At 63.6% G+C, this 20,993-nt stretch carries 19 protein-coding genes; 2 read left to right on the top strand and 17 right to left on the bottom strand.

The annotated features are described in order from the left end of the window. Positions 1 to 139: 139 nt before the first annotated feature. The 7 genes from MWN76_RS04455 to hrpA all read right to left on the bottom strand — a co-directional run bounded on the left by MWN76_RS04455 (position 140) and on the right by hrpA (position 9,524). Entirely contained in the window at positions 140 to 658 is a 519-nt protein-coding gene (locus tag MWN76_RS04455) for an STAS domain-containing protein (RefSeq protein ID WP_250459659.1), read from the bottom strand. A gap of 298 nt (positions 659 to 956) precedes the next feature. Beyond that, complete coding sequence (locus MWN76_RS04450; protein ID WP_250459657.1) at positions 957 to 2,138, bottom strand: PP2C family protein-serine/threonine phosphatase; 1,182 nt, start codon at positions 2,136 to 2,138, stop codon at positions 957 to 959. A 24-nt stretch (positions 2,139 to 2,162) separates the two neighbouring features. Continuing rightward, positions 2,163 to 3,089 carry an MlaA family lipoprotein gene (locus tag MWN76_RS04445; protein ID WP_250459655.1) on the bottom strand — a complete coding sequence of 309 codons (927 nt, stop codon included), beginning with the start codon at positions 3,087 to 3,089 and terminating at the stop codon, positions 2,163 to 2,165. A gap of 161 nt (positions 3,090 to 3,250) precedes the next feature. Further along, entirely contained in the window at positions 3,251 to 4,018 is a 768-nt protein-coding gene (locus MWN76_RS04440) for an HvfC family RiPP maturation protein (protein ID WP_250459653.1), read from the bottom strand. After that, positions 4,005 to 4,856: an HvfB family MNIO-type RiPP peptide maturase gene (locus tag MWN76_RS04435; protein ID WP_250459651.1), complete on the bottom strand. Its 852-nt coding sequence runs from the start codon at positions 4,854 to 4,856 to the stop codon at positions 4,005 to 4,007. The genes MWN76_RS04440 and MWN76_RS04435 overlap by 14 nt, the downstream gene beginning before the upstream one ends. Positions 4,857 to 4,964: 108 nt before the next feature. Next, positions 4,965 to 5,246 (bottom strand): HvfA family oxazolone/thioamide-modified RiPP metallophore, encoded by a 282-nt coding sequence (locus tag MWN76_RS04430; protein ID WP_250459650.1) that lies wholly within the window; start codon positions 5,244 to 5,246, stop codon positions 4,965 to 4,967. Positions 5,247 to 5,600: 354 nt separating this feature from the next. After that, on the bottom strand, positions 5,601 to 9,524 hold the full coding sequence (gene hrpA / locus MWN76_RS04425) for an ATP-dependent RNA helicase HrpA (protein WP_250459643.1): 3,924 nt from the start codon (positions 9,522 to 9,524) through the stop codon (positions 5,601 to 5,603). Positions 9,525 to 9,753: 229 nt separating this feature from the next. Between hrpA and MWN76_RS04420 the strand changes: the two genes are divergently transcribed. Then, positions 9,754 to 11,229: a peptide MFS transporter gene (locus MWN76_RS04420; protein WP_250459641.1), complete on the top strand. Its 1,476-nt coding sequence runs from the start codon at positions 9,754 to 9,756 to the stop codon at positions 11,227 to 11,229. Between the two features lie 99 nt (positions 11,230 to 11,328). On the opposite strand, the gene MWN76_RS04415 is transcribed toward MWN76_RS04420, so the two are convergent. The 10 genes from MWN76_RS04415 to dnaX all read right to left on the bottom strand — a co-directional run bounded on the left by MWN76_RS04415 (position 11,329) and on the right by dnaX (position 20,062). Continuing rightward, positions 11,329 to 12,519, bottom strand: a complete 1,191-nt coding sequence (locus MWN76_RS04415) for a vWA domain-containing protein (protein ID WP_250459639.1) — start codon at positions 12,517 to 12,519, stop codon at positions 11,329 to 11,331. A 160-nt stretch (positions 12,520 to 12,679) separates the two neighbouring features. Continuing rightward, complete coding sequence (locus tag MWN76_RS04410; protein WP_250459638.1) at positions 12,680 to 13,525, bottom strand: AAA family ATPase; 846 nt, start codon at positions 13,523 to 13,525, stop codon at positions 12,680 to 12,682. 154 nt (positions 13,526 to 13,679) lie between these two features. Then, on the bottom strand, positions 13,680 to 14,360 hold the full coding sequence (locus MWN76_RS04405) for a YEATS-associated helix-containing protein (RefSeq protein ID WP_250459636.1): 681 nt from the start codon (positions 14,358 to 14,360) through the stop codon (positions 13,680 to 13,682). A 244-nt stretch (positions 14,361 to 14,604) separates the two neighbouring features. After that, positions 14,605 to 14,985, bottom strand: coding sequence for a hypothetical protein (locus MWN76_RS04400; protein ID WP_250459635.1), 381 nt, complete (start codon positions 14,983 to 14,985; stop codon positions 14,605 to 14,607). A gap of 21 nt (positions 14,986 to 15,006) precedes the next feature. Then, a complete protein-coding gene (locus MWN76_RS04395) occupies positions 15,007 to 15,465 on the bottom strand; it encodes a YcgN family cysteine cluster protein (protein ID WP_345780048.1) in 459 nt (152 codons plus the stop codon). A 12-nt stretch (positions 15,466 to 15,477) separates the two neighbouring features. Beyond that, positions 15,478 to 15,774, bottom strand: coding sequence for a YcgL domain-containing protein (locus tag MWN76_RS04390; RefSeq protein ID WP_345780047.1), 297 nt, complete (start codon positions 15,772 to 15,774; stop codon positions 15,478 to 15,480). Next, the gene (gene rnd / locus MWN76_RS04385) at positions 15,771 to 16,901 is read right to left on the bottom strand and encodes a ribonuclease D (protein ID WP_250459634.1); all 1,131 of its coding nucleotides are present in this window, start codon (positions 16,899 to 16,901) and stop codon (positions 15,771 to 15,773) included. The genes MWN76_RS04390 and rnd overlap by 4 nt, the downstream gene beginning before the upstream one ends. Positions 16,902 to 16,956: 55 nt before the next feature. After that, positions 16,957 to 17,562, bottom strand: coding sequence for a recombination mediator RecR (recR, locus tag MWN76_RS04380; RefSeq protein ID WP_250459633.1), 606 nt, complete (start codon positions 17,560 to 17,562; stop codon positions 16,957 to 16,959). A gap of 17 nt (positions 17,563 to 17,579) precedes the next feature. Then, positions 17,580 to 17,924: a YbaB/EbfC family nucleoid-associated protein gene (locus tag MWN76_RS04375; protein WP_250459632.1), complete on the bottom strand. Its 345-nt coding sequence runs from the start codon at positions 17,922 to 17,924 to the stop codon at positions 17,580 to 17,582. Further along, positions 17,921 to 20,062: a DNA polymerase III subunit gamma/tau gene (gene dnaX, locus MWN76_RS04370; RefSeq protein ID WP_250459631.1), complete on the bottom strand. Its 2,142-nt coding sequence runs from the start codon at positions 20,060 to 20,062 to the stop codon at positions 17,921 to 17,923. The genes MWN76_RS04375 and dnaX overlap by 4 nt, the downstream gene beginning before the upstream one ends. A 323-nt stretch (positions 20,063 to 20,385) precedes the next feature. Here dnaX and MWN76_RS04365 point away from each other — a divergent pair, with 323 nt between their 5' ends. Then, on the top strand, positions 20,386 to 20,913 hold the full coding sequence (locus MWN76_RS04365; RefSeq protein ID WP_250459630.1) for an RNA polymerase sigma factor: 528 nt from the start codon (positions 20,386 to 20,388) through the stop codon (positions 20,911 to 20,913). The last annotated feature ends 80 nt before the right edge of the window (positions 20,914 to 20,993 follow it).

The raw sequence follows: 20,993 nt of genomic DNA, 5'->3' as shown, positions 1-20,993 counted from the left end.
GGAACAGGAAGTAAGCGGGGTTCTCCCCATTTCAAGCGGTGCGCGCGGCGCACCCTACGGAGTGGGCGCGGCCCGGGCAGATTGAGCGACCGCTATCCCGGAATGCGCTTTCCGCGCCCATCATTCCCCACTCGGGAAGTCAGTGCATCCGCGCCGTGGGTTTGGCGTAAGGCTCGCACTCGCGCTCCAGCGTGTGCACCAGATCGCGGAAGGTCTCCGCGTTCTGCTCGTTCATGCTCATCAGCACGCGGTGGGCTTCCAGCACCTTCTCGCGCGCGGCGCACTCGTCCGGGGTCTTGCATTGCAGGGGCTCCGGCTTTGCGCCGTAGTCCCGCCGCTCGTCACTGACCTCGATCAGCGCGTCGAACCCCATCGCATCCAGCAGGTGGCGGATACCCTTGTCGGCACTCAGCGCCAGCGGTTTCTGGCAGCCGCGCTCCAGGGCGCGGATGGCGATCTTGGCCATCAACCCCAGGGTGGTGCTGTCGACGCCGTCCGCGCTGTGCAGGTCGAACACGACATCATTGAACTCGTCGTGCGCAAACATGTTGTCGATGAAATCATCGAACGAGGTACACAGGTTGAGGCGCACATCACCGACCAGTTTGATCACGTAGATGCCCTCGTGGGCCCCAACCATAATTTGCCCGGACTGCATAACAACCCCTGGCACATCCACCCCACCTCGACAGGATCGGGCGCGCGGACGGCAAGTTCACTTGTGGAGAACCGGACTGACAGCGCCCCGGTTTGGAGCGTCGCAGTGCAGTTTTGTGCATAAAGTGGGCGGAGCTTACTCCTGACCGGCGGGACTGACAAGGGTACCGGTGTCGCCAACTTGGACCGGCGGGTCAGGCTCGCAATGGCCCGGGCGGGCTCCCGGGAACTAGACGTTCGCGCGCCGCTATACCTCAGTCTCTGATCGACGTTGGCGCGCAGCCTGCAGGGAAAGGGCCCTACCCCTGGCGGAGGGTCAGGATGGTGATATCGTCCGGCTGCGCCTCGGAAGTGTCGATGTGCAGAGCGGTGCAGAGGCTGTCGAGGTCGCCGCGGCTGCTGTCGATCGCCTGCAGCAGGTGTGCCTCCTTCTCCAGCAGGTCCCCGTGCAGCAGGTCCAGCACCCCGTCGGAACAGGCCACCAGGCGCCAGGAGGTGGGCAGGCTGGCACACAGCACCTGCCAGTCTCCCCGCTGGAAAAGCCCCAGCGGCCGCCCCTTGCCCGGCAGCCACTCGGCGCCGGTTTCGGTCACCAGCGCCGGCATCGGCACCTGGCCTGCGACCGCGTAGTGGAGCTGGCGCGCGCGGCTGTCGATCACGCCCACGAACATGCTGGCATGCTTGTCCAGCCGCGTGGACAGCAGTTCGCGGTTGACCATCTCGAGGATTTCCAGCAGATCCAGGTCCAGCGTATCCAGGCGGGAGAAAAGCGGGCGCTCACCCAGCAGGTGCATGATGCTGTGCTTGATCAGGCCGGTCACCAGTGCCGAGGAGACCCCGTGGCCGGAGACGTCCACCAGGTAGAAGGCCACGAAACGCTCGCCGAAGAGGCCGTAGTCGATAAAATCGCCGCTCAGGTACAGCGACGGCACCAGCCGGTAGGCGGCCTCGATACCGCCGGGATACTGGTAGGGGGTGCGCGGCAACAGATGCTGCTGCAACAGGCGGCCGGCCTGGTGGTCGCGCTGCAGTACCTCGACGTGCTCGTGCAGTTCGCGGTTGCGCCGCTCCAGCTCCTCGCGGTAGTCGCGATTCTGCTGTTTGAGGGTCTCCCCCTGGGTGATGCGGCAGATCGCGTGGTCGATGACCGCCGCGTCCTCGATCGGTTTCAACAGGTAATCCGCAGCGCCCAGGCGCAGGGCCTGCACCACGTCGTTGACCTGGCTGTTGGAGGCCAGTACCACGACCGCGGCCTCCGGCGACAGCCGCTTGATCTTGCGTAATACCTCGAGCCCGCCCATATCCGGCAGGTGCAGGTCGGTGATGACCAGTTGGAACAGCCCCGGCGCAAATTTGCCGATGCCCTCGACACCGCTCTGGGCCACCTCGACCCGGAACCCCAGGCGCGCCGCCGCGCGCCGCACGAAATCGCGCGACGGCTGGTCTTCCTCAATCAGTAACAGGCTCTGGAAAGCGGCCATGAAGCGGCCTGTCGGCAATGGGAATCAGAAATCGTATTCGTCATCGTCGACCTCGGTGCCGAAATCGTCCTCCTGCTCGCCGTCCACCACCAGGTAATCGCGCCGCTGCAGGTAGGCATCGCGGATCAGCAGGTAGCGGTCGCCCTGCAACAGGGTCTCGGCCTGCAGCAGGCCGGCGCGGGTCTGGATCAGGTCGACGCCGCGAAAGGTATACTGCGTGGGGTCGTGGTCGATGTAGCTGACCGGGTTGGAATACCAGTCCACCGCCTGCGCGGGCACCCCCCGCACGGTGGACGGCCCCATAAATGGCAGCACCACGTAGGGCCCCGACGGCACGCCCCAGACGGCCAGTGTCTGGCCGAAGTCCTCGCCGTCGCCGGCCTCCATCCCCATGTGCTTGGCCACATCAAAGAGCCCCGCCAGTCCCACGGTGCTGTTCACCAGGAAACGGCCGGTATCGTTGCCCACCTGGCCCCACTTCCACTGCAGTGCGCCGTTGAAGATATTGGTGATTTCGCCGAGATTGGAAAAGAAGTTGTGAATACCGGTCTGCATGAAGATCGGCGTAATCTGGCGATAGCTGGTGGCCACGGGTTTCAGTACCCAGCGGTCGGCGGTGTCGTTGAAGCGGAACACGGCGCGGTTGAACCCCTCCCAGGGATCCCGCTCGGCCGGCTCCTCTTCACTGGCAAAAGCGTCCGCCGGATCAAAACCGTATTCGTCCTCCAGCGAGGAGGTCGCTTCATCGCCGGAGGCGCTCTCTTCACCGCTTTCGGCAAAGGGATCTGCGCCCCCATCGGTATCTGTATCAACCGCAGCCGGCGCTTCCGCCGCGGGCGTTTCCTGTTCCGCGGCGGGTTCGCCGAACGGATCCTGTGCCGCAACCAGGGCCGGCGAAGCGGCCAGTGTCGCGGCGAACAACCAGGGCAAATAAACTGTGCGTCCCAGCAAAACCCTGCTCCTCAATGTTATCAGCCTTACTCGGGCAGGGATTCTACCGCCCCAGCAAAGCGCAAACCACCCTCGGCAGCATAGCAGCCGAATCAATTTTCCGATTTGTGTCATCGATAATTTAGCATTGCGTAAAACCCGGGATTGAGAGCACAGCTGTTTCAGGGCCTGTAACCGGCAATGACATCGAGTTTCAGCAACTTCCCGAACAGCTCGGCGCCGAAACCGATCACGGCCTCTTCGCTCATCGACGGCAATTCGGCCGCCAGTTGTCGCAACAGAGCCCGGCCGCTCGCCGGTTCCGCCGACGCCAGTTGCAACAGGCGCGCGGTGACCGCATTGGCTTCCATAAAACCGACCTCGTCTGCGCGGTCGCGGTAAACCAGCAGGAAAGTGGGAGTCTCCGGCGCCTCCGACGGCCGGTAATCCGGCCCGATCCGGTGTACCGGATAGCGGTAACTGAGGCTCCATACCAGCGGCGACACCACCGGTACCAGCGCCAGCGGATCGCCGTCGCGCAACAGGCCGGGGGGAAACGTCTCCGGACTGACATCCAGCGCCAGTTCGACCCACTCGTAGTGCGCCAGTTCCAACAGGAATGGCGGATCGCCGGCCCGGGGTTTGCGTTCACTCTGCAGGTAGTGCAGGAATTCCTCGCCGATCTGCAGGAAATAGGGGCTGGCGGCAGCGTGGTGTGCGACAAAATCGCGCACCATCCGATGCCAGTCGCCGTCGCGATAGAGACTGCGCAGTACAGGAAAACCGCCGGCGACGAAGGATTCGATATTGTTGTAGACCAGGTCGCGGTACACAGCCATGCGCCGGTCCTCGATCTCCGACGGTGCCGCGTGCGCATCCGGCTCGCGCAGGTGGGCCGCAAAGGCGCGCTGCAGCCGCTGGAAGCCGGGCTCCGAATCAGCGACCGGCATACTGCACCTCCCCGACCTCCGCCTGGATCGAACGGATCCGGGCCACCTCGGTCAATAGTTCCGGTAGCGGCGGAATATTGAAATCCCGCTCCAGCAGTGTGGGCAGCGGGCCGTGGACGCGGTAGGCCTGTTCCAGCAGCGACCACACCGGATCGATCACCGGCGCGCCGTGGGTATCCACCTTCAGGTCCTCCGCCTCGTCGAAATGCCCGGCCACGTGGGCGTAGCGAATGCGCTGCGAGGGCAGGCCGCACAGGAATTCGTGCGCATCGTAGCCGTGGTTGATGGAATTCACATAGATATTGTTGACGTCCAGCAGCAGGTCGCAGTCCGCCTCTTCCAGTACCGCGGACAGGAAATCCAGTTCCCTCATCTCGCACCCGGGCGCGGCATAGTAGGAAACATTCTCCAGCGCGATACGCTGTTCCAGCAGATCCTGGACCTGGCGAACTCTCGCGGCGACATGGCGCACCGCCTCTTCGGTGAACGGAATCGGCAGCAGGTCGTACAGGTGACCGTGATCGGAACAGTAACTGAGATGCTCGCTGTAGCAACGGATCCCGTGCTCGCGAATAAACGCCTTGACCGATTTGACCAGTTCCAGGTCCAACGGCGCCGGTGAACCGATGGACAGGGACAGGCCGTGAATCACGAACGGGAAACGCTCCGTGTGCTCTCGCAGCCAGCACCCGAGCCGCCCGCCGACACCGATCCAGTTTTCCGGCGCGACTTCGAGAAAGTCGACGCTATCCGCTGAAATCCGCTCACCCATCATCGAGCGTCGCAGGCCCAGGCCGGCGCCGCTGACCGGATAACGGTTGGGGGAATCAATTGGCATGGGGTGCGGGCAGCAATGGGCGGGCAGGAAATATTTGTGGCAACCCGCCCCGCAGGCGATAGACATCATCACCTGCGAAGCTGGCTGCTACAACGGAAGGGGAGCGTATCAACCGCCGCACTTGCCCTCGCCGCATTTACCCTCTTTCTTCTTGTCTTTCTTTTTGTCGTCGCCGCACTTACCTTCTTTCTTCTTGTCTTCGCCGCAATTTCCCTCTTTCTTCTTGCCGCTATCATCCTGGTCCTGGGCGGCGAGATTGTAGCCGGAAGACAGTTTTTCAGCGGCAAACGGGTTGGCGTCGGCATGGCCGGCGGATACATTCATCGCGGCGGACGCCAGGAAGGCGGCGCCGACCGCTGTTGCGACCGGGGAAAGATTTTTCCTGGACATAAATGGTTCTCCTGAAATGACCTTGATACTTGGTACAAACGTCGTTCTTGGCAACTCAAGTTTCGGAGCTCAGTTCCGGGAGCAGGGCTGGGGGCGCCCTTCTGGGACTGTCTGCGAGAGGGACCTCGCGAACAAGCCTACAGGGATGTATTTACGGCGTGTCCCAGAAGGGCGCCACCTGCCCCGGCTTGTGCCACCGGCGAGTTCTCAAATTCCGAAAGTTGAGCTGGTAATACCTCAACTGCCGCCAGCAGTATAGTCAGCAAACACCACCGGCGACTACTGCTTCGAATCAGCGCCCAGCATAGGTTCAAGCAGCGCTGCCGAATGCGAACTCCGTCATTTTCTACGCAATTACACAGCGAACGGACCATCCCGTTCTATTCCCCGCCACGCCTTGTCGAGACGCTTGGCGGAAACGGGCATCAGGGTTTTCAGGGACTGGGCGAACAGCGATACGCGGAACTCCTCCAGCATCCAGCGGTACTGTTGCAGCCGTGGCTCCGCCGCCAGTGTGCGCGGCTTGCGGTGTTCCGCCAGCGCCAGGTACGGCGCCGCCGCCTTTTCGTACTCCGCCTGCAGGCGGCGATCGCGGTTCGGATCCAGAGCCGCCTTTTCCAGCCGCAACTCGATCGCCTTCAGGTAGCGGCCATACTGGCGCAGTGACTCCAGCGGCGTATCGAACAGGAAGCCGCGGTAGAAGAGCCCGGCAAGCTGCCGCTGGACATCCCCCACCGCCATGGCCACAGCCAGGTTTTTCTGCTGCTTGATCTGTTTGCGCAGTGGTACCAGCTGCGCCAGCGCCTTGACCAGCAGCCCGGCGATTTCCTGGGCGGTGCCCACCAGTTCACCACTTTTCTGCAGCGCCGCCAGGAATTCCTGTTCCGTGCGCGGCCAGTGTTCATCCGGCCAGAAGAGCTCGCGCGCGGCGGCCAGCAGGATATCGTCCGCCACTTCCTCGCGTCGGCCCAGGTCGGCGGCGGAAAGCCCCAGCTCCTTGCCGCGCAGCAGCTCCTTGCGCAGGTACTTGACCGGCTCCGGCAGGTGCAGCAGCGCCAGGCGGCAGATACCGGCACGGGACAGCCGGCGCGCCTCGCCGGGGTTGTCCAGCAGTTTCAGGGAGACGCTGTCCCCCGCTTCCACCAGCGCCGGGTAGGCGCGCACCTTGAGGCTGCCCTGCTGCAGGGTGTGGGTCTGCGGCAGGTCGCCGAAATCCCACGCGGTGATGCCGTCGCGCTCGAAATCGTCGCCGGCGGTGGCCAGTTCTTTCTGCACCCGGTCGCGGTAGCGGGCCTGCAGTGCGGCCAGGTCGCGGCCCTGGTCGAGCAGCTCGCCGGCCTCGTCCAGCACGCGGATATTGAAACGGTAGAAATCCTCCAGCGACTGTTCGGCCGCCTCCCAGTCTGCGTCCGGCACCTGCTGGGCCGTCTGCCGTTTGAGTTCCTGTGCCAGCCGTTGCCACAGGGGCGTATTGTCCGGCTGCATGCGCGGCAGCGCCCTGTCCACGGCCGCCGGTACCGGCACGAAGTATTTGCGCCACTGTTTGGGCAAGTTCTTGACCAGCGCGATGCACTTGTCCCGCAACAGCCCCGGCACCAGCCACGACAGGCGCGCCGCCGGCACCTGGTGCAGCGCGCCCACGGGCACGTGAATACTCACTCCGTCCGCGGCGCTGCCGGGCTCGAAGTGGTAGCTGAGCGGGTATTCGATACCGCCGGCCTGCAGTGCGTCCGGGAACTGCGCCTCGCCCACGTGGTCGGCGGTCTGCTGCATCAGCAGTTCCCGCGGTATCGACAGCAGTTGCGGGTCGTCCTGTTCGGCTTTCTTGCGCCAGTGCTCGAAGCCCGCCAGGTTGACGATATCCGCCGGCACCCGCTCGTCGAAAAAGCGGAATACCACCTCGTCGTCGACCAGGATATCCCGGCGGCGTGACTTGGCCTCGAGGTCTTCCAGCTCCGCCAGCAGGTCCGTGTAGTGTTTAAAGAACCTGCCCTTGCCGCGATAGCGCTGCTCTACCAGCGCCTGGCGGATAAACACTTCGCGCGCGGTTTGTGGATCCAGTTTGCCGTAGTGGATGCGGCGTTTCTCCACCAACACCAGGCCGTACAGGGAGATTTTCTCGAACGCCTTTACCTGGCCGGCGCGGGCGTCGTAGTGGGGCTCGAAATAATGGCGTTTGACCAGGTGCTCTGCGGCGGCCAGCACCCAGTCCGGTTCGACTTTTGCGACCGTGTGCGCGAACAGGCGGCTGGTTTCCAGCAACTGCCCGGCCACCACCCAGCGCGGCGGTTTCCTGAACTGGCCGGAGCCGGGAAAAATATGAAAGCGGCGATTGCGGCAGCCGAGGAATTCCCTGTTTTCATCACGCAGGCCGATGTTGCCCAGCAGGCCCGGCAGGATGGCGCGATGAATCGACGCGTAGTCCGCCGGCTCGCCGCCCTCCCCTTTCGCTTTCATATCCATCTGCCGGCAGGCGATGCGCAACTGGTAGTGGATGTCGCGCCACTCGCGCATGCGCAGCCAGGACAGGAAATTTTTCTGGCACCACTTGCGCAACTGGTTCTGGCTCAGTTCCTGGCGTTGTTCCTCGAACGCATCCCAGAGTTGCACGAAGGACAGGAAATCCGACTGCTCGTGCTGCCACTGTTTGTGTTTCTCGTCCGCCGCCTGGCGTTTTTCCGCCGGGCGCTCGCGCGGATCCTGCACCGCCAGTGCGGCGACGATCACCAGCATTTCCCGCAGGCTGCCGTTTTCCGATGCCGCCACCAGCATACGGCCGAGGCGCGGGTCCAGCGGCAGGCGCGACAGGCTGCGACCCAGCGGCGTGACTTTGCCGCCCGCGTCCACCGCCTGCAGTTCCTGCAGCAGCTTGTAGCCGTCGTTGATCAGGCGTTCATCCGGCGGGTCGACAAACGGGAAGTCGCGGATATCGCCGATCCGCAGCTGCAGCATCTGCAGGATGACCGCGGCCAGGTTGGTGCGCAGGATCTCCGCGTCGGTAAATTCCGGCCGCTGTTCGTAATCCCGCTCCTCGTACAGGCGCACACAGACACCGGCACTGACACGGCCGCAGCGGCCGGCGCGCTGGTTGGCGCTGGCCTGGGAAATCGCTTCCACCGGCAGCCGCTGGATCTTGCTGCGGTAGCTGTAGCGGCTGATACGCGCCGTGCCCGGATCGATCACATAGCGGATGCCCGGCACGGTGATCGACGTCTCCGCCACGTTGGTGGCCAGCACGATGCGGCGGCCCCTTGAACCGGTTGAGGAGTGGCGGTGGAAAACCCGGTTCTGTTCGGCCAGGCTCAGGCGCGCATACAGCGGCAGCACTTCCAGGTGTGGAATCTGCGCGTGGCGCAATGCCTTGGCGCACTCGCGGATCTCGCGCTCGCCGCTCATGAATACCAGGATATCGCCACCGCGCCGACCGCTGGCCTTCTCCTCCCGCAGCAACTCTTCCGCCGCCTCGATCACCTGCTCGCTCAGGTCGCCGTCGCTGTCCGCCGGCGGCCGGTAGTGGATCTCCACCGGGTAGGTGCGGCCGGACACCTCGATAATAGGCGCATTGTCGAAATGCCGGGAAAACTTCTGCAGGTCGATGGTCGCGGAAGTGATGATCAGCTTCAGGTCCGGTCGCTTCGGCAGCAGCGTTTTCAGGTAGCCGAGCAGGAAGTCGATATTGAGGCTGCGCTCGTGGGCCTCGTCGATAATCAGCGTGTCGTATTTTGCCAGCAGCGGGTCGCGCTGGATTTCCGCCAGCAGGATGCCGTCGGTCATCAGCTTGACGTGGGTATGCTCGGTGCTGTGGTCGGTAAAGCGCACCTGGTAGCCGACCGACGCCCCCAGCGGCTGCTGCAACTCCTCGGCGATGCGGTTGGCCACGGTGCGAGCGGCGATCCGCCGCGGCTGGGTGTGACCGATCTGGCCGAATACGCCGCGGCCCAGCTCCAGGCAGATCTTCGGCAACTGGGTGGTCTTGCCCGAGCCGGTCTCGCCGGCCACCACCACCACCTGGTGCCCGGCGATCAGTTCGGCAATCTCCTCGCGCCGTTCCACTACTGGCAGTTGCTCCGGCCAGGTGACCTGCGGCAGCTTCTCCCTGCGCGCCGCCGCCAGCGCCTGCGAGGCCTTCAACTGTTCTTCCAGTTGCGCCAGCATCCGGTCCGCCGGCTTGCCATCGCGCAGGCGCCGGCGGGCGTTGTTCAGCGTTTTGCGCAGGCGCAGGCGATCGCTGCCCATGCACTGGGATATCTGCTCGGATAGGGAGTCGACGTCACTCATCGGTCACCGGAAATCATCGAAAACGGCGGAGTATATCAGTGCTCTGGCGCTGAACTATACTTGCTCAGGAGTCCTTGTGGCCCGACATACTGAATAACGCGGTATCGGAATGCGGCGGGCTCCCCGGATTCCGCTACGTTCCATCCGGGCTGCGCCTGGCGGGGGCCGCTCTTGCGTCGCAACACAACGGTTCCCTGTTCAGAATCAACATCACTTGCGAGCGGTATCCATGCAAGACCTCAAACCCAAGCCTCCCACATCCGCCGGGGAAATGCTCGGCCATCCCAAGGGGCTGTTCCTGCTGTTCGGCACCGAGATGTGGGAGCGGCTCAGCTACTACGGCATGCGCGGCATTTTCGTGTTCTACCTGACGTCTGCCAGCGCCGTGGCGGCCTTCGGTTGGGAAAACATGCCGCAGGTGGCGCTGGAGGCCAAGGCACTGAGTTACCTGGGCTGGTATGCGATGCTCGTCTACCTGACACCGATCATCGGCGGCTGGATGGCGGACAACAAATGGGGCCAGCGGCGCTGTATCATCTTCGGCGGCATACTGATGATGCTGGGGCAGTTTTCCCTGGCCTTCCCCCACGCCTGGCTGCCGGACGGCAGCGAGATCACGATGCTGTGGCTTGGCCTGGCATTGATGATCATCGGCAACGGCCTCTTCAAACCCAATATTTCCACCATGGTGGGCGATCTCTACGAAGAGGGCGACCGGCGCCGCGACACCGCCTTCACCATCTTCTATATGGGGATCAATATCGGCTCCATTCTCGGCTACCTGGTGGTGGGCTGGATCGGCGAGAAAGTGAATTACCAACTGGCTTTCTTTGTCGCCGGCCTCGGCATGCTGCTGGGCGTTATCCTGCAGCTGACCCAGGCCCGCCGCTACCTCGGCGAGATAGGCCAGCAGCCATCCGCCAAGCTGGGCCTGACGCCCGATGTGACGGACAGGCACAAACCGCTGACACCCGAGGAACGGAACCGCATCAAGGTGATCCTGGTCCTGGGGGTATTCACGGTCATTTTCTGGGCCGGTTTCGAGCAGGCGGCGGGCTCGATGAACCTGTTTGCCAAACATAATACCGACCTGCACGTACTGGGATGGGAGATTCCGGCCAGCTGGCTGCAGATGGTCAACCCGTTGTTTATCATCATCCTGGCACCGCTGATCGCCAGTATCTGGGTGGGACTCGGCGATCGCGAGCCCAGCTCGCCGGCCAAGTTCAGCATGGGCCTCATTTTCCTGGGGCTGGGTTTTGTATCCATGTGCGGCGCGGCGCTGCAGATCGGCGCTTCGGAGACCATCAGGGCCAGCATCTGGTGGCTGGTGTTCGCCTATATCTTTCACACAATCGGCGAGCTGTGTCTGTCGCCGATCGGGTTGTCGATGGTCACCAAGCTGTCGCCGCTGCGCTACCTGTCGCTGATGATGGGGCTGTGGCTCGCGTTTATCGGCATCGCCAACAAGGGCGCGGCGGAGATCGGCAAGCTGGTGGGGGAGTCGGGCCCGCTGGCCACCTTTGGCGGTGTGGCCATCGCCGCAATCGGCGCGGGTGTGCTGCTGTTTTTCCTGCGCGAGAAACTGGTGGACTGGATGCACGGCGCCGAGGAGGTGCACACCGAAATCACGCCCACGACCAGGGAGGAAATCGGTATCACCGCGGATCACGAGGGGGCGCCGCCGAAGCACCCTGGTGAATGAGTCGCCGCGCTGGTCATCCCGGCATTTGAACCTGACGAAAGCTGAGGGGCAAAAACTGGATACCGGCCTGCGCCGGTATGACGGGATAACCCCCGGGATTCACCGCCCTTTTACCAACCTTGCGATAGCGCGATCCATGCCCTCCAGGGTCATCGGGAACATCTGATCGCCCACCAGCTGGCGGGTCATGCCGATGCTGGGAGTGTACTGCCAGTATTCTTCACCCACCGGGTTGAGCCACACCAGGTCGCTGTAGCTGTCCGTGACCCGCTCCATCCAGGCCGCGCCCGGCTCCTCATTCATATGCTCGACGCTGCCGTAGCGGTGGGTGATTTCGTAAGGTGCCATTGAGGCGTCGCCGACGAAGATCACCTTGTAGTCCCTGCCATAGGTGCGCAGCACTTCCGCCAGCGGCGTGCTTTCCTGGTAGCGGCGCCGGTTGTCTTTCCACACGCCCTCGTAGATAAAATTGTGGAAGTAGAAATACTCCAGGTGCTTGAACTCGGAGCGGCAGGCGGAAAAGAGTTCTTCGCAAACCCGTACATGGGGATCCATGGAGCCGCCCACATCGAAGAAAATCAGCACCTTCACCGCATTGTGGCGCTCGGGAACCATCTTGATATCCAGCAGGCCGGCGTTGCGCGCGGTGGATGAAATGGTGTCGTCCAGGTCCAGCTCCTCCGCGGCGCCACTGCGGGCGAATTTGCGCAGTTTGCGCAGTTTGCGCAGGGCCACCTGGATATTGCGGGTACCCAGCGCGACACTGTCGTCCAGGTTTTTGAACTGGCGCTTCTGCCAGACCTTGGACGCCGAGCGGTTGCGGCCCTGGCCACCGACGCGGAGACCGCCGGGGTGATAGCCGCTGTTGCCGAACGGACTGGTGCCGCCGGTGCCGATCCAGCGGTTGCCGCCGCTGTGGCGCTCCTTCTGTTCCTCGAGGCGCTTCTGGAACTCCTCCAGCAGTTTCTCCAGGCCGCCGAGGCTCTCGACTTTCGCCTTCTCCTCCTCGGACAGCTGCTTCATGAATTCAGCGCGCAGCCAATCCTCCGGAATCATCTGCTCGATCACGTCGTCGAGCGTTTCCAGGTCCTTGAAATAGGCATCGAAAGCGCGGTCGAATTTGTCGAAGTGCTTTTCGTCCTTGACCGTACAGGTGCGGGCGAGGAAATAAAATTCCTCCAGGTCGGCGAACACCAGCCGCCGCTGCAGGGCCTCGAGCAAGGCCAGCAGTTCGGTGATGGAGACCGGCAGTTTGTAGCGGCGCAGATTAAGGAAAAAGCCGATTAGCATATTGATCCCCGAAGGTCGGGGCGAAGGTGCCGATGCCGGATGGCCCTTTGTGGGACTGTCTGCGAGAGGGACCTCGCGGACAAGCCTACAGGGATGTATGCACGGCGTGTCCCACAAAGGGCCATCCGGTATCGGCACCGCCACCCAGGTTAAACGAAGCCTACCGGTTCTCGCGGCGCGCCATAAACGCCAGCCGCTCGAGCATATGTACGTCCTGCTCGTTTTTCAGCAGGGCGCCGTAGAGCGGCGGGATCGCGCTGGTATTGTCGCGGTTTTTCAGCACCTCCTCGGGGATATCGTCGGCCAATAACAGTTTCAGCCAGTCGATCAGTTCGGAGGTGGAGGGTTTTTTCTTCAGGCCCGGTACTTCGCGCAACTGGAAGAAGATATCCATCGCCTCGGCCACCAGCTGCCGCTTGATCTCGGGATAGTGCACATCGACGATCCTGTGCATGGTATCCCGGTCGGGGAAGCTGATGTAGTGGAAGAAGCAGCGGCGCAGGAAGGCGTCCGGCAGTTCCTTTTCGTTGTTGGAAGTGATGATGACGATCGGGCGCTGTTTCGCCCTGACCGTCTCACCGGTTTCGTAGACAAAGAACTCCATGCGGTCGAGCTCCACCAGCAGGTCGTTGGGGAACTCGATATCCGCCTTGTCGATCTCATCGATCAGCAGTACCACCTGTTCGTCGGCCGCGAAGGCCTCCCACAGCTTGCCGCGCTTGATGTAGTTGCCGATATCGTGGACCTTGTCCCCCCCCAGCTGTGAGTCGCGCAGCCGCGATACCGCATCGTACTCGTACAGCCCCTGCTGCGCCTTGGTGGAGGATTTGATATGCCACTGGATCAGCTTCAGCCCCAGGCTCCGCGCCACCTCTTCGGCCAGCAGTGTCTTGCCGGTGCCCGGCTCGCCCTTGATCAGCAGCGGTCGCTGCAGCGTGACCGCCGCGTTCACCGCCATCTGCAGGTCCTCGGTGGCAACATAGCTCTCAGTGCCGGTGAATTTCATGCTCGATCCCCCTCTGTAAAGAGACGCCTCAGAGAAAAGACGCATACTAAGTGATCGGGGAGATGATTCAATGACCGATCAGCATGGATCCATTGCCAAGATAGGCCAATGACCGGCTCGGGCTTTGGGGAATGCCGCCGATAGAAGACTGGATTCAGGCGGCCTGGGTACTGCGGCGGTGGACCACCTGGCGGCCCTTGTCGGTAATGTACCAGCGGATACCCAGGTGACTGTGGATCTTGCCCACCATTTCCAGGACCAGCAGGCTGTTGAGGGCGCGGGCGGCAGAGTTGGTTTCCATACCACTTTCCTGGGCCATGCCGGTCAGTGAACGGAATACACAGTCACCGTTATTGAGCAGGTTGAGCACCTGCAGGGCATTGTCGTCCAGCTTGCGGATCTGGTTGAAGTCCAGCGTGGGTCCCTGTTCCGGATCGCCTTCGATTTCGTGCTCCAGCAACGGCATCATCTCCAGCTGCATGGCGCGCAGCTCCTGCTCGAGGTTCTCGACGCGCGCGCGGGCGATACTGGCATCCCGCAATTGGCGGCGGGCGGCGTTGAACACGAACATGCGCGAGGCGATAGCGGCCAGCAGGCAGTAGCCGGTGAACAGCAACAGGCGCGACGGGTCGCCCTGGATCTCGATCAGCAGGTCGCTCTGGGTGAACTTGAGGAAGATGGGAACCATCAGCGCGCCGCACAGGCCCATGATCAGGCAGCGCGCCAGACCGGCGGGGTCCTCCTCGGTAAACAGCATCTGGTAGTAGTTGACCAGGCCGCCGAGAATACCGGAAACCAGCATTACGGCGGTCAAGATAAGCAGATGATCGAGCATCCGGGTTCCTCAGCCCTGCACAGCCGAGACAGCGGGCCGCCGCCTCCTGCTTTCGCCGGCATTTTTCTAATGAGAGCGACGCCGCGCCACAGGCGGAGCCAGCCCTATAGATATAGCAGTTGTCGCCGGGATGGGGTGCGGCAGGGCGGGAAATCTGGCGCCATTTGCCCGATGATCGAGAGACTCGGATCAATTGCCGGGGCCGGAGGAGACACAACCGGGACTGCCGGTCACCGATCTCCGCTCATTGATCATTGAAATAGGGATCCTCTTCAAACTGGCGGCGCTTTTCGCGACGGTGACGCAGGAACAGGGAGCCGAGACCGATTGCGGCCAGCAGCGCCAGTGCGCCGCCGGTGGCGAACACCAGGTTGGCAGTCACCTCGGGCGTAGCGCCCTCCTCCTCGAACAGGGCCTGGTAGACAAACAGCGGCAGCACCGGGGTCGCCGGTGTCTCCGGCACGCCACTACGAGCGGGAATCAGCAGTGCCGCGGCGAGCACCACCAGCAATGCGCGGCGCAGCCAACTCCAGCTCCAGCCGCGCATAAACCACCAGCCCGCCAGCAGCAGAACTGCCGTGCCGGCCACGTAGACGATCCAGGCGATTCGATATTCTTCAGCCATGATTCTTTTCGTTCTCAATCGTTATTCGGGTTCGTCACCCACCCAGGTGACGATATGTTCTTCAAAGTCGTCCGGGTGCACCAGCTCCTCGCTGATCACCGCATCGCGCACCGAGATGCCCGCGGTGTGCACCGTTTCCGCAGAGCCGGACACCAGCGGGTGCCAGTCCGCCAGCGGCCGCCCCTCGGCCAGGGCGCGGTAGGCACAACTCGCCGGCAGCCAGTGGAAATCGCGCGCATCCTGCGCCCGCAACTGGATACAGTCCGGCACATGCCGGCGGCGGTGCGGGTAATCACTGCAGCGGCAGGAGTGGGTATCCAGCAGGCGGCAGGCGATATTGGTGGTATAGACCTCGCCGCTGTCTTCGTCCTCGAGCCGGTGCAGGCAGCAGCGGCCGCAGCCGTCGCACAGGGATTCCCACTCGGCGCCGGTCATCTGCTCGAGGGTTTTGCGCTGCCAGAATGGCCTGTTCCCGTTCACGGCGGTCTGCATTCAGCGCTGCAATTTACTGTTCTGCGCCGCAATCGCGCGCATCTCGTCGTCGCGCACCGGTGGCATCTGCAGGTAGTAGCCGCGCTCGCGAATATCGCCCAGTACCTTGCCGGCTTCCGCGCGGGCGAGTTTTTTCTCCGGCGTCAGCAGCATGGTCATCAGATGCTCGGGCCTGCCGAAGAGCTCCAGCAGTTTTTCCGGCACGCGCCCGGTCCCCTCGCGCTTGTCGACGTAAAGATACATTTCCTCTTCGCGCGGGCTGCGGTACAGGTCACAGACGACTTTCATTGTACTCATTGCACCTTTTCCCCGCGCAACTCACCCAGCGTACCGAGCAGCGGCTCGCCGATGACGTCGGCCCGCCAGCCCGCCAGCCGGCCTTCCAGTTGTGGCACCGCGGATTGAACCAGGGTTTCCAGCTCTTTTTTTCGCACCAGGATCTCCGGCGGCAACCCCGCCTGTCCGGCCAGTGTGTTCACTTTCTGCCGCAGCGCTTTCAGCCATTCACCCTCGCGGCGATTCAACGGCTGCGGCAGCGGGGGCGGCGCATCGCTGCGCGCAGCGGCACGCTCGATGATCGACAGCAGGATATCGCCGTATTCGCGCAGTGTGCGCCCTTCCAGCCCCGGCTGGGCCATGGTGGCCACATGCTTCGGCATTTTCTGGGCCAGGTCCAGGCAGACGTTTTCCTTCAGCAGGTGGTTGCGCGGCATATCCCGCAGGCGCGCCTCGCGCTCGCGCCAGGCACACAGATCCTGCAGCACCGCCAGTTGCTCACCGCGCAGGCGCCAGGCCCCCTTGACGCGCTGGTAGTAGAGCTCCGGCGGCTGCGGGTTGCGGGCCGCGGCCACCAGTGCCGCGCAGTCCTCCTCCAGCCAGGGCAGACGATCCTGCTCGCGCAGGCGTTTCAGCAACACACCGTAAACCAGCGGCAACCAGGCCACATCCAGCGCGGCGTAGTTTTTCTGCGATTCGCTCAGCGGGCGCTGCAGCCAGTCGGAGCGGGTCTCGCTCTTGGGCAGCTCGATATTGAGCAGCTCGCGCACGGTGGCCGCGTAGCCGAGCCCGGCCGGCATACCGGAAATGGCGGCGGCGATCTGGGTATCGAATATCGGTTCGGGGATCGCGCCGAGCAGCCGCTCCAGGGTTTCCAGGTCCTCGCTGCAACTGTGCATGATCTTGGTCACGCCGGTGTCCAGCAACAGGTCCTGCAGCGGCTGCAGGTCATCGATGGCGAGATTGTCGATCAGGTAACAGCGCTCGCCATCGCCCACCTGCACCAGTGCCGGCAGCGGGTAGAAAGTTCGGCTGCGCATGAATTCGGTATCCAGCGCGATGGCTTTCTGTCCGCGCCAGCGCTCACAGAGTGCCGCCAGCTCTTCACTGCTGTCGATCCAGATCGGGGTGGTATCTACTTTCAACATTGCAATCGCTATTTGGGTCTCAGAGCCGGAACCGGGTCCGGAGCTTCGCGGTGCGCTAACTGCCCGCCGAAAACGCCGTGCGGCTGTTGAAGGCGTGCGCCAGGGTGCCGCCATCGATGTACTCCAGCTCGCCGCCGATGGGCACGCCGTGGGCGATACGGCTGACGGCCACGCCGCGCTCCGCGGCGCGCTCGGCAATAAACTGGGCGGTGGCTTCCCCTTCCACGGTGGGGTTGGTGGCGATGATCAGCTCCTGCAGTTCGCCACCGGCCAGGTGTTGCTCCAGCAGGTCGATGCCCAGGCTGGCCGGCCCCACGCCGTCGATCGGCGACAGGTGGCCGTGCAGTACGAAGTAGCGGCCGTGGTAGTTGCCGGCCTGCTCGATCGCCAGCACATCCGCCGGGGTCTCCACCACACACATGGAGTGGCGCTCGCGCCGGTGATTGTTGCACAGGGCACAGACTTCCTGTTCGGTCAGGGTGCGGCACTGGCTGCAGCGGCCGACTTTTTCCACCGCCTGCTCCAGGGTGCGGGCGAGGGTGCCGGCGGCATCGCGGTCCTTTTCCAGCAGGTACATGGCCATGCGCTGGGCCGACTTCGGGCCCACGCCCGGCAGGCAGCGCAGGGCGCGGATCAGGTCTTCAATCAGGGGGCTGAACATAGAAACTCGGCCGGCAGTTAAAACGGAAACTTGAAGCCTTCGGGCAGGTTCATGCCTCCGGCGAGATTGCCCAACTGCTCTTTCTGCAGTGCCTGGGCCTTTTCCTCGGCGCGGCGCACGGCGTCGTTGACGGCCGCGGCCAGCAGGTCCTCGAGCATTTCCTTGTCTTCACTCATCAGCGAGGGGTCGATATCCACCGCCGTCACGTCGTGTCGGCCATTCATGGTGACCTTGACCATGCCGGCGCCGGCCTCGCCGCAGACGCGCAGGTCGTTCAGTTCCCGCTGCACTTTCTGCATTTTTTCCTGCATGTCGGCCTGCATCTTCTGGGCCTGCTGCATCAAATCGCCCAAACCTTTCATTGGCTTTGCTCACTCTCTAATTCTTTCAGGTATTCCACCGAGTCCGGCACCAGTTCGGCGCCCAGTTCGGCCTGTAGCTCCTGCACCAGCGGGTCCTGCGACAGGGCCTCGCGGGCCGCCTCGGCGCGGGCTTCGCGGGTGGCGGCCACCAGCCGCGCCGGGGTACCGCCCTGCACGCTGCCCACCTGGATATGGACCGTGACCGGCTGCTGGAAAAAGTCACCCAGCACATCCGCCAGGCGGCGCTGGTGCACCTCGTCGTAAAGGCTGCTGTAGGACTCGTCCAGCGTAAAAGACAGTATATTCTCCCGCCTTCCAACCAACTCCAGATGAAAGGCAATGGAGTGCAGTATGCCGCTGATGCCCAACTGGCTGTAGAGCGCCGGCCAGCTGCCCGGCGTCAGCGCGTCGAGGCGGGCCGGCGCAGTGTTGGTACCACCGGGACTCGGGACTCGGGGCTCGGGATTCGGGGAAGACGGCGCAGGGGCCGATTCCACTTCCGCCACCTGCTGGCGGAGCTGTTCGACCACGGAAGCGCCCGGTGACTGTTCGGGTTGGGGAGCGCTGCTGTCGGGACCCGGGACCCGGGACTCGGGGCTCGGGGAAGACGGCGCGGGGGCCGATTCCACTTCCGCTACCTGCTGGTGGCGTTGTCCGGTCTCCGAGGCGCTCGGCGCCTGTTCGGGTTGCGGGTCGCCAGAGTCGGGACCCGGGATCCGGGACCCGGGGCTCGGGGAAGACGGCGCAGGGGCTGACTCGACTTCCGCCTCCTGCTGGCGGAGTTGCTCGCCCTCTTTTGCAGCAGGCGCAGCTTCAGCGGGCCGTGCAACCTCCTCGACCGGCTGCCGTATCGGGGGCTCAGAAACCGGCGCCTGCTGAGCCATTCCCCGGGTTTCTACCGCGGCTTCCACTGCAACACTGCCGACCTCCGCGGTCGGCTCGGGGTCAGCTATCGGCTTTTTTGCCTCGGCGCCCCCTTCCCGAGTTCCGAGTCCCGAGTCCCGAGTCCCGACATCCGAAGCCTCCAGCTTCGCCGTGGGAATATCCGCAACCCCCTGCGGGCGGAAAGCCAGCATCCGCAGCAGCGCCATTTCGAAACCGCTGCGCGGGTCCGGCGCCAGTGGCAGGTCGCGCCGCGCCAACAGCGCCATCTGGTAGTAGAGTTGGACGTTTTCCGGCGCCAGCTGCCCGGCGAGCTGCTGCAGCCGCTCGCCGTCGCCGAGGGTATTGTCCACCGAACCGGGCAATACCTGGGCCACGGCAATGCGGTGCAGGTTGTTGGCCAGTTCCGCCAGCGCGGCACTGAAATCCGGTGCCTGCTGGGCCAGTTCCTCGATCGTGGCGAACAGCGCCGGCGGACTCTCCTCCGCCAGCGCCTGCAATAGCTTCCACACCAGGCCTGAATCAATGCTGCCGAGCATCGCCCGCACCTCCGCCTCGGCGATCTTGCCACCACCGAAGGCGATGGCCTGGTCGGTCAGGCTCATGGCATCGCGCATACTGCCGTCGGCGGCGCGGCCCAGGTGCCAGATGGCGGCCTCCTCGAAGGGCACCATCTCCTGCTCCAGCACGAAGCGCAGGTGTTCCACCACTCGCTCCGGGCTCATGTTCTTGAGGTTGAACTGCAGGCAGCGCGACAACACCGTGACCGGCAGCTTCTGCGGATCGGTGGTGGCGAGCAGGAATTTGACGTGTGGCGGCGGCTCTTCCAGGGTTTTCAGCAGCGCGTTGAACGAGCTGTTGGAGAGCATGTGCACTTCGTCGATCAGGTAGACCTTGTAGCGGCCTCTTGTCGGCGCGTACTGGACGTTTTCCAGCAACTCGCGGGTATCCTCGACCTTGGTGCGGGAGGCGGCGTCCACCTCAATCAGGTCGACGAAGCGGCCGTCGGCGATCTCGGTGCAGGCGGGGCACTGCCCGCAGGGCTCCGAGCTGACGCCGCTCTCGCAGTTCAGGCACTTGGCCAGGATGCGCGCAATGGTGGTCTTGCCCACGCCGCGGGTGCCGGCAAAAAGATAGGCGTGGTGCAGGCGGCCGTTATCCAGGGCGTTGATCAGTGCCTGGAGCACATGCTCCTGGCCCACCATTTCCCGAAACAACCGCGGCCGCCATTTGCGCGCCAGTACTTGATAACTCATCCGCTCTCCAGCGCCCGGGGGCGCCATACCTGTGACTGATCGGGGGCCATTATAACGGCATAGGCGCCGAGGCATAGCGGCGGCCTCCCCCTCTTTCCCCGCCGGCATCCCGCAGCGGGCCCGGCGGGCTCCATCCAATCGCCGGCCGGAGCCGGCGGCGGCAGCGGCCACTCGTCGGCGCCGCGAAGCCTGTGATATAACTGTGGCCAGGCCCGCTATCGTGACTGTTATTACTTTGGCGGTTGACGTCAATGCGCCCGGGCCGACCTGCAGAACAACAATCACAATCGACAGCGCGCGCAGTACGGGGATCCCACCAATCAATGAATAAAACTCGGAAAACGCTTCTGGAAAAGCTGTTTGCCGAACACGGCCAGGCACTGGTGCGCTTCGTCTCGCGTATGGTCAGGAATACCGAAGACGCGGAAGATATCGCCCAGCACGCCTATCTCCGGCTACAGAAACTCAGCGACGAGAAAGAGCTGGAAAACCCGCGCGCCTATCTCTACCAGATTGCCAACAACCTGGCCGTCGACCAGCTGCGCCGCGGCAAACTGCATATGGAATATGTCAGCCAGCAGATGCCGGCGGAGGGGGAAACCGCGACCGATGACCATGCGGACCACCAGTCACCGGAAAGGGTACTGGCGGCGCGCCAGCAGCTGCAGTCCATCCACGACGCGATGGACAGCCTGCCGCTCAAGTGCCGCCAGGCATTCCTGTTGCACCGCACCCGGGGGCTCTCCTATAACGATATCGCCCGGGAGATGAATATCTCGGTCAGCAGCGTGGAAAAGTATATTCTCCAGGCACTCAAGGTATGCCGCCGGCGCGTCGAATCGAGCCACTGAAACGAGTGCCGCGGAGCCTGCCCGAAAAATCGGCAATCGACCGCCGGACACAGGCCCTGACCGCAATTATCTTCCCGCCC

This window comes from Microbulbifer litoralis, from assembly GCF_023634065.1.
Lineage (GTDB): Bacteria > Pseudomonadota > Gammaproteobacteria > Pseudomonadales > Cellvibrionaceae > Microbulbifer > Microbulbifer litoralis.
Note: the sequence above shows the minus strand (reverse complement) of the source record. Positions and strands in the feature narration are given on the sequence as shown.

What these genes read in the sequence shown, in the direction of transcription:
- MWN76_RS04455 (WP_250459659.1), bottom strand. Translation starts at nt 658, where the DNA reads ATGCAGTCCGGGCAAATTATGGTTGGGGCCCACGAGGGCATCTACGTG.
- MWN76_RS04450 (WP_250459657.1), bottom strand. Translation starts at nt 2,138, where the DNA reads ATGGCCGCTTTCCAGAGCCTGTTACTGATTGAGGAAGACCAGCCGTCG.
- MWN76_RS04440 (WP_250459653.1), bottom strand. Translation starts at nt 4,018, where the DNA reads ATGCCGGTCGCTGATTCGGAGCCCGGCTTCCAGCGGCTGCAGCGCGCC.
- MWN76_RS04435 (WP_250459651.1), bottom strand. Translation starts at nt 4,856, where the DNA reads ATGCCAATTGATTCCCCCAACCGTTATCCGGTCAGCGGCGCCGGCCTG.
- MWN76_RS04430 (WP_250459650.1), bottom strand. Translation starts at nt 5,246, where the DNA reads ATGTCCAGGAAAAATCTTTCCCCGGTCGCAACAGCGGTCGGCGCCGCC.
- hrpA (WP_250459643.1), bottom strand. Translation starts at nt 9,524, where the DNA reads ATGAGTGACGTCGACTCCCTATCCGAGCAGATATCCCAGTGCATGGGC.
- MWN76_RS04420 (WP_250459641.1), top strand. Translation starts at nt 9,754, where the DNA reads ATGCAAGACCTCAAACCCAAGCCTCCCACATCCGCCGGGGAAATGCTC.
- MWN76_RS04415 (WP_250459639.1), bottom strand. Translation starts at nt 12,519, where the DNA reads ATGCTAATCGGCTTTTTCCTTAATCTGCGCCGCTACAAACTGCCGGTC.
- MWN76_RS04410 (WP_250459638.1), bottom strand. Translation starts at nt 13,525, where the DNA reads ATGAAATTCACCGGCACTGAGAGCTATGTTGCCACCGAGGACCTGCAG.
- MWN76_RS04405 (WP_250459636.1), bottom strand. Translation starts at nt 14,360, where the DNA reads ATGCTCGATCATCTGCTTATCTTGACCGCCGTAATGCTGGTTTCCGGT.
- MWN76_RS04400 (WP_250459635.1), bottom strand. Translation starts at nt 14,985, where the DNA reads ATGGCTGAAGAATATCGAATCGCCTGGATCGTCTACGTGGCCGGCACG.
- MWN76_RS04390 (WP_345780047.1), bottom strand. Translation starts at nt 15,774, where the DNA reads ATGAGTACAATGAAAGTCGTCTGTGACCTGTACCGCAGCCCGCGCGAA.
- rnd (WP_250459634.1), bottom strand. Translation starts at nt 16,901, where the DNA reads ATGTTGAAAGTAGATACCACCCCGATCTGGATCGACAGCAGTGAAGAG.
- recR (WP_250459633.1), bottom strand. Translation starts at nt 17,562, where the DNA reads ATGTTCAGCCCCCTGATTGAAGACCTGATCCGCGCCCTGCGCTGCCTG.
- MWN76_RS04375 (WP_250459632.1), bottom strand. Translation starts at nt 17,924, where the DNA reads ATGAAAGGTTTGGGCGATTTGATGCAGCAGGCCCAGAAGATGCAGGCC.
- dnaX (WP_250459631.1), bottom strand. Translation starts at nt 20,062, where the DNA reads ATGAGTTATCAAGTACTGGCGCGCAAATGGCGGCCGCGGTTGTTTCGG.
- MWN76_RS04365 (WP_250459630.1), top strand. Translation starts at nt 20,386, where the DNA reads ATGAATAAAACTCGGAAAACGCTTCTGGAAAAGCTGTTTGCCGAACAC.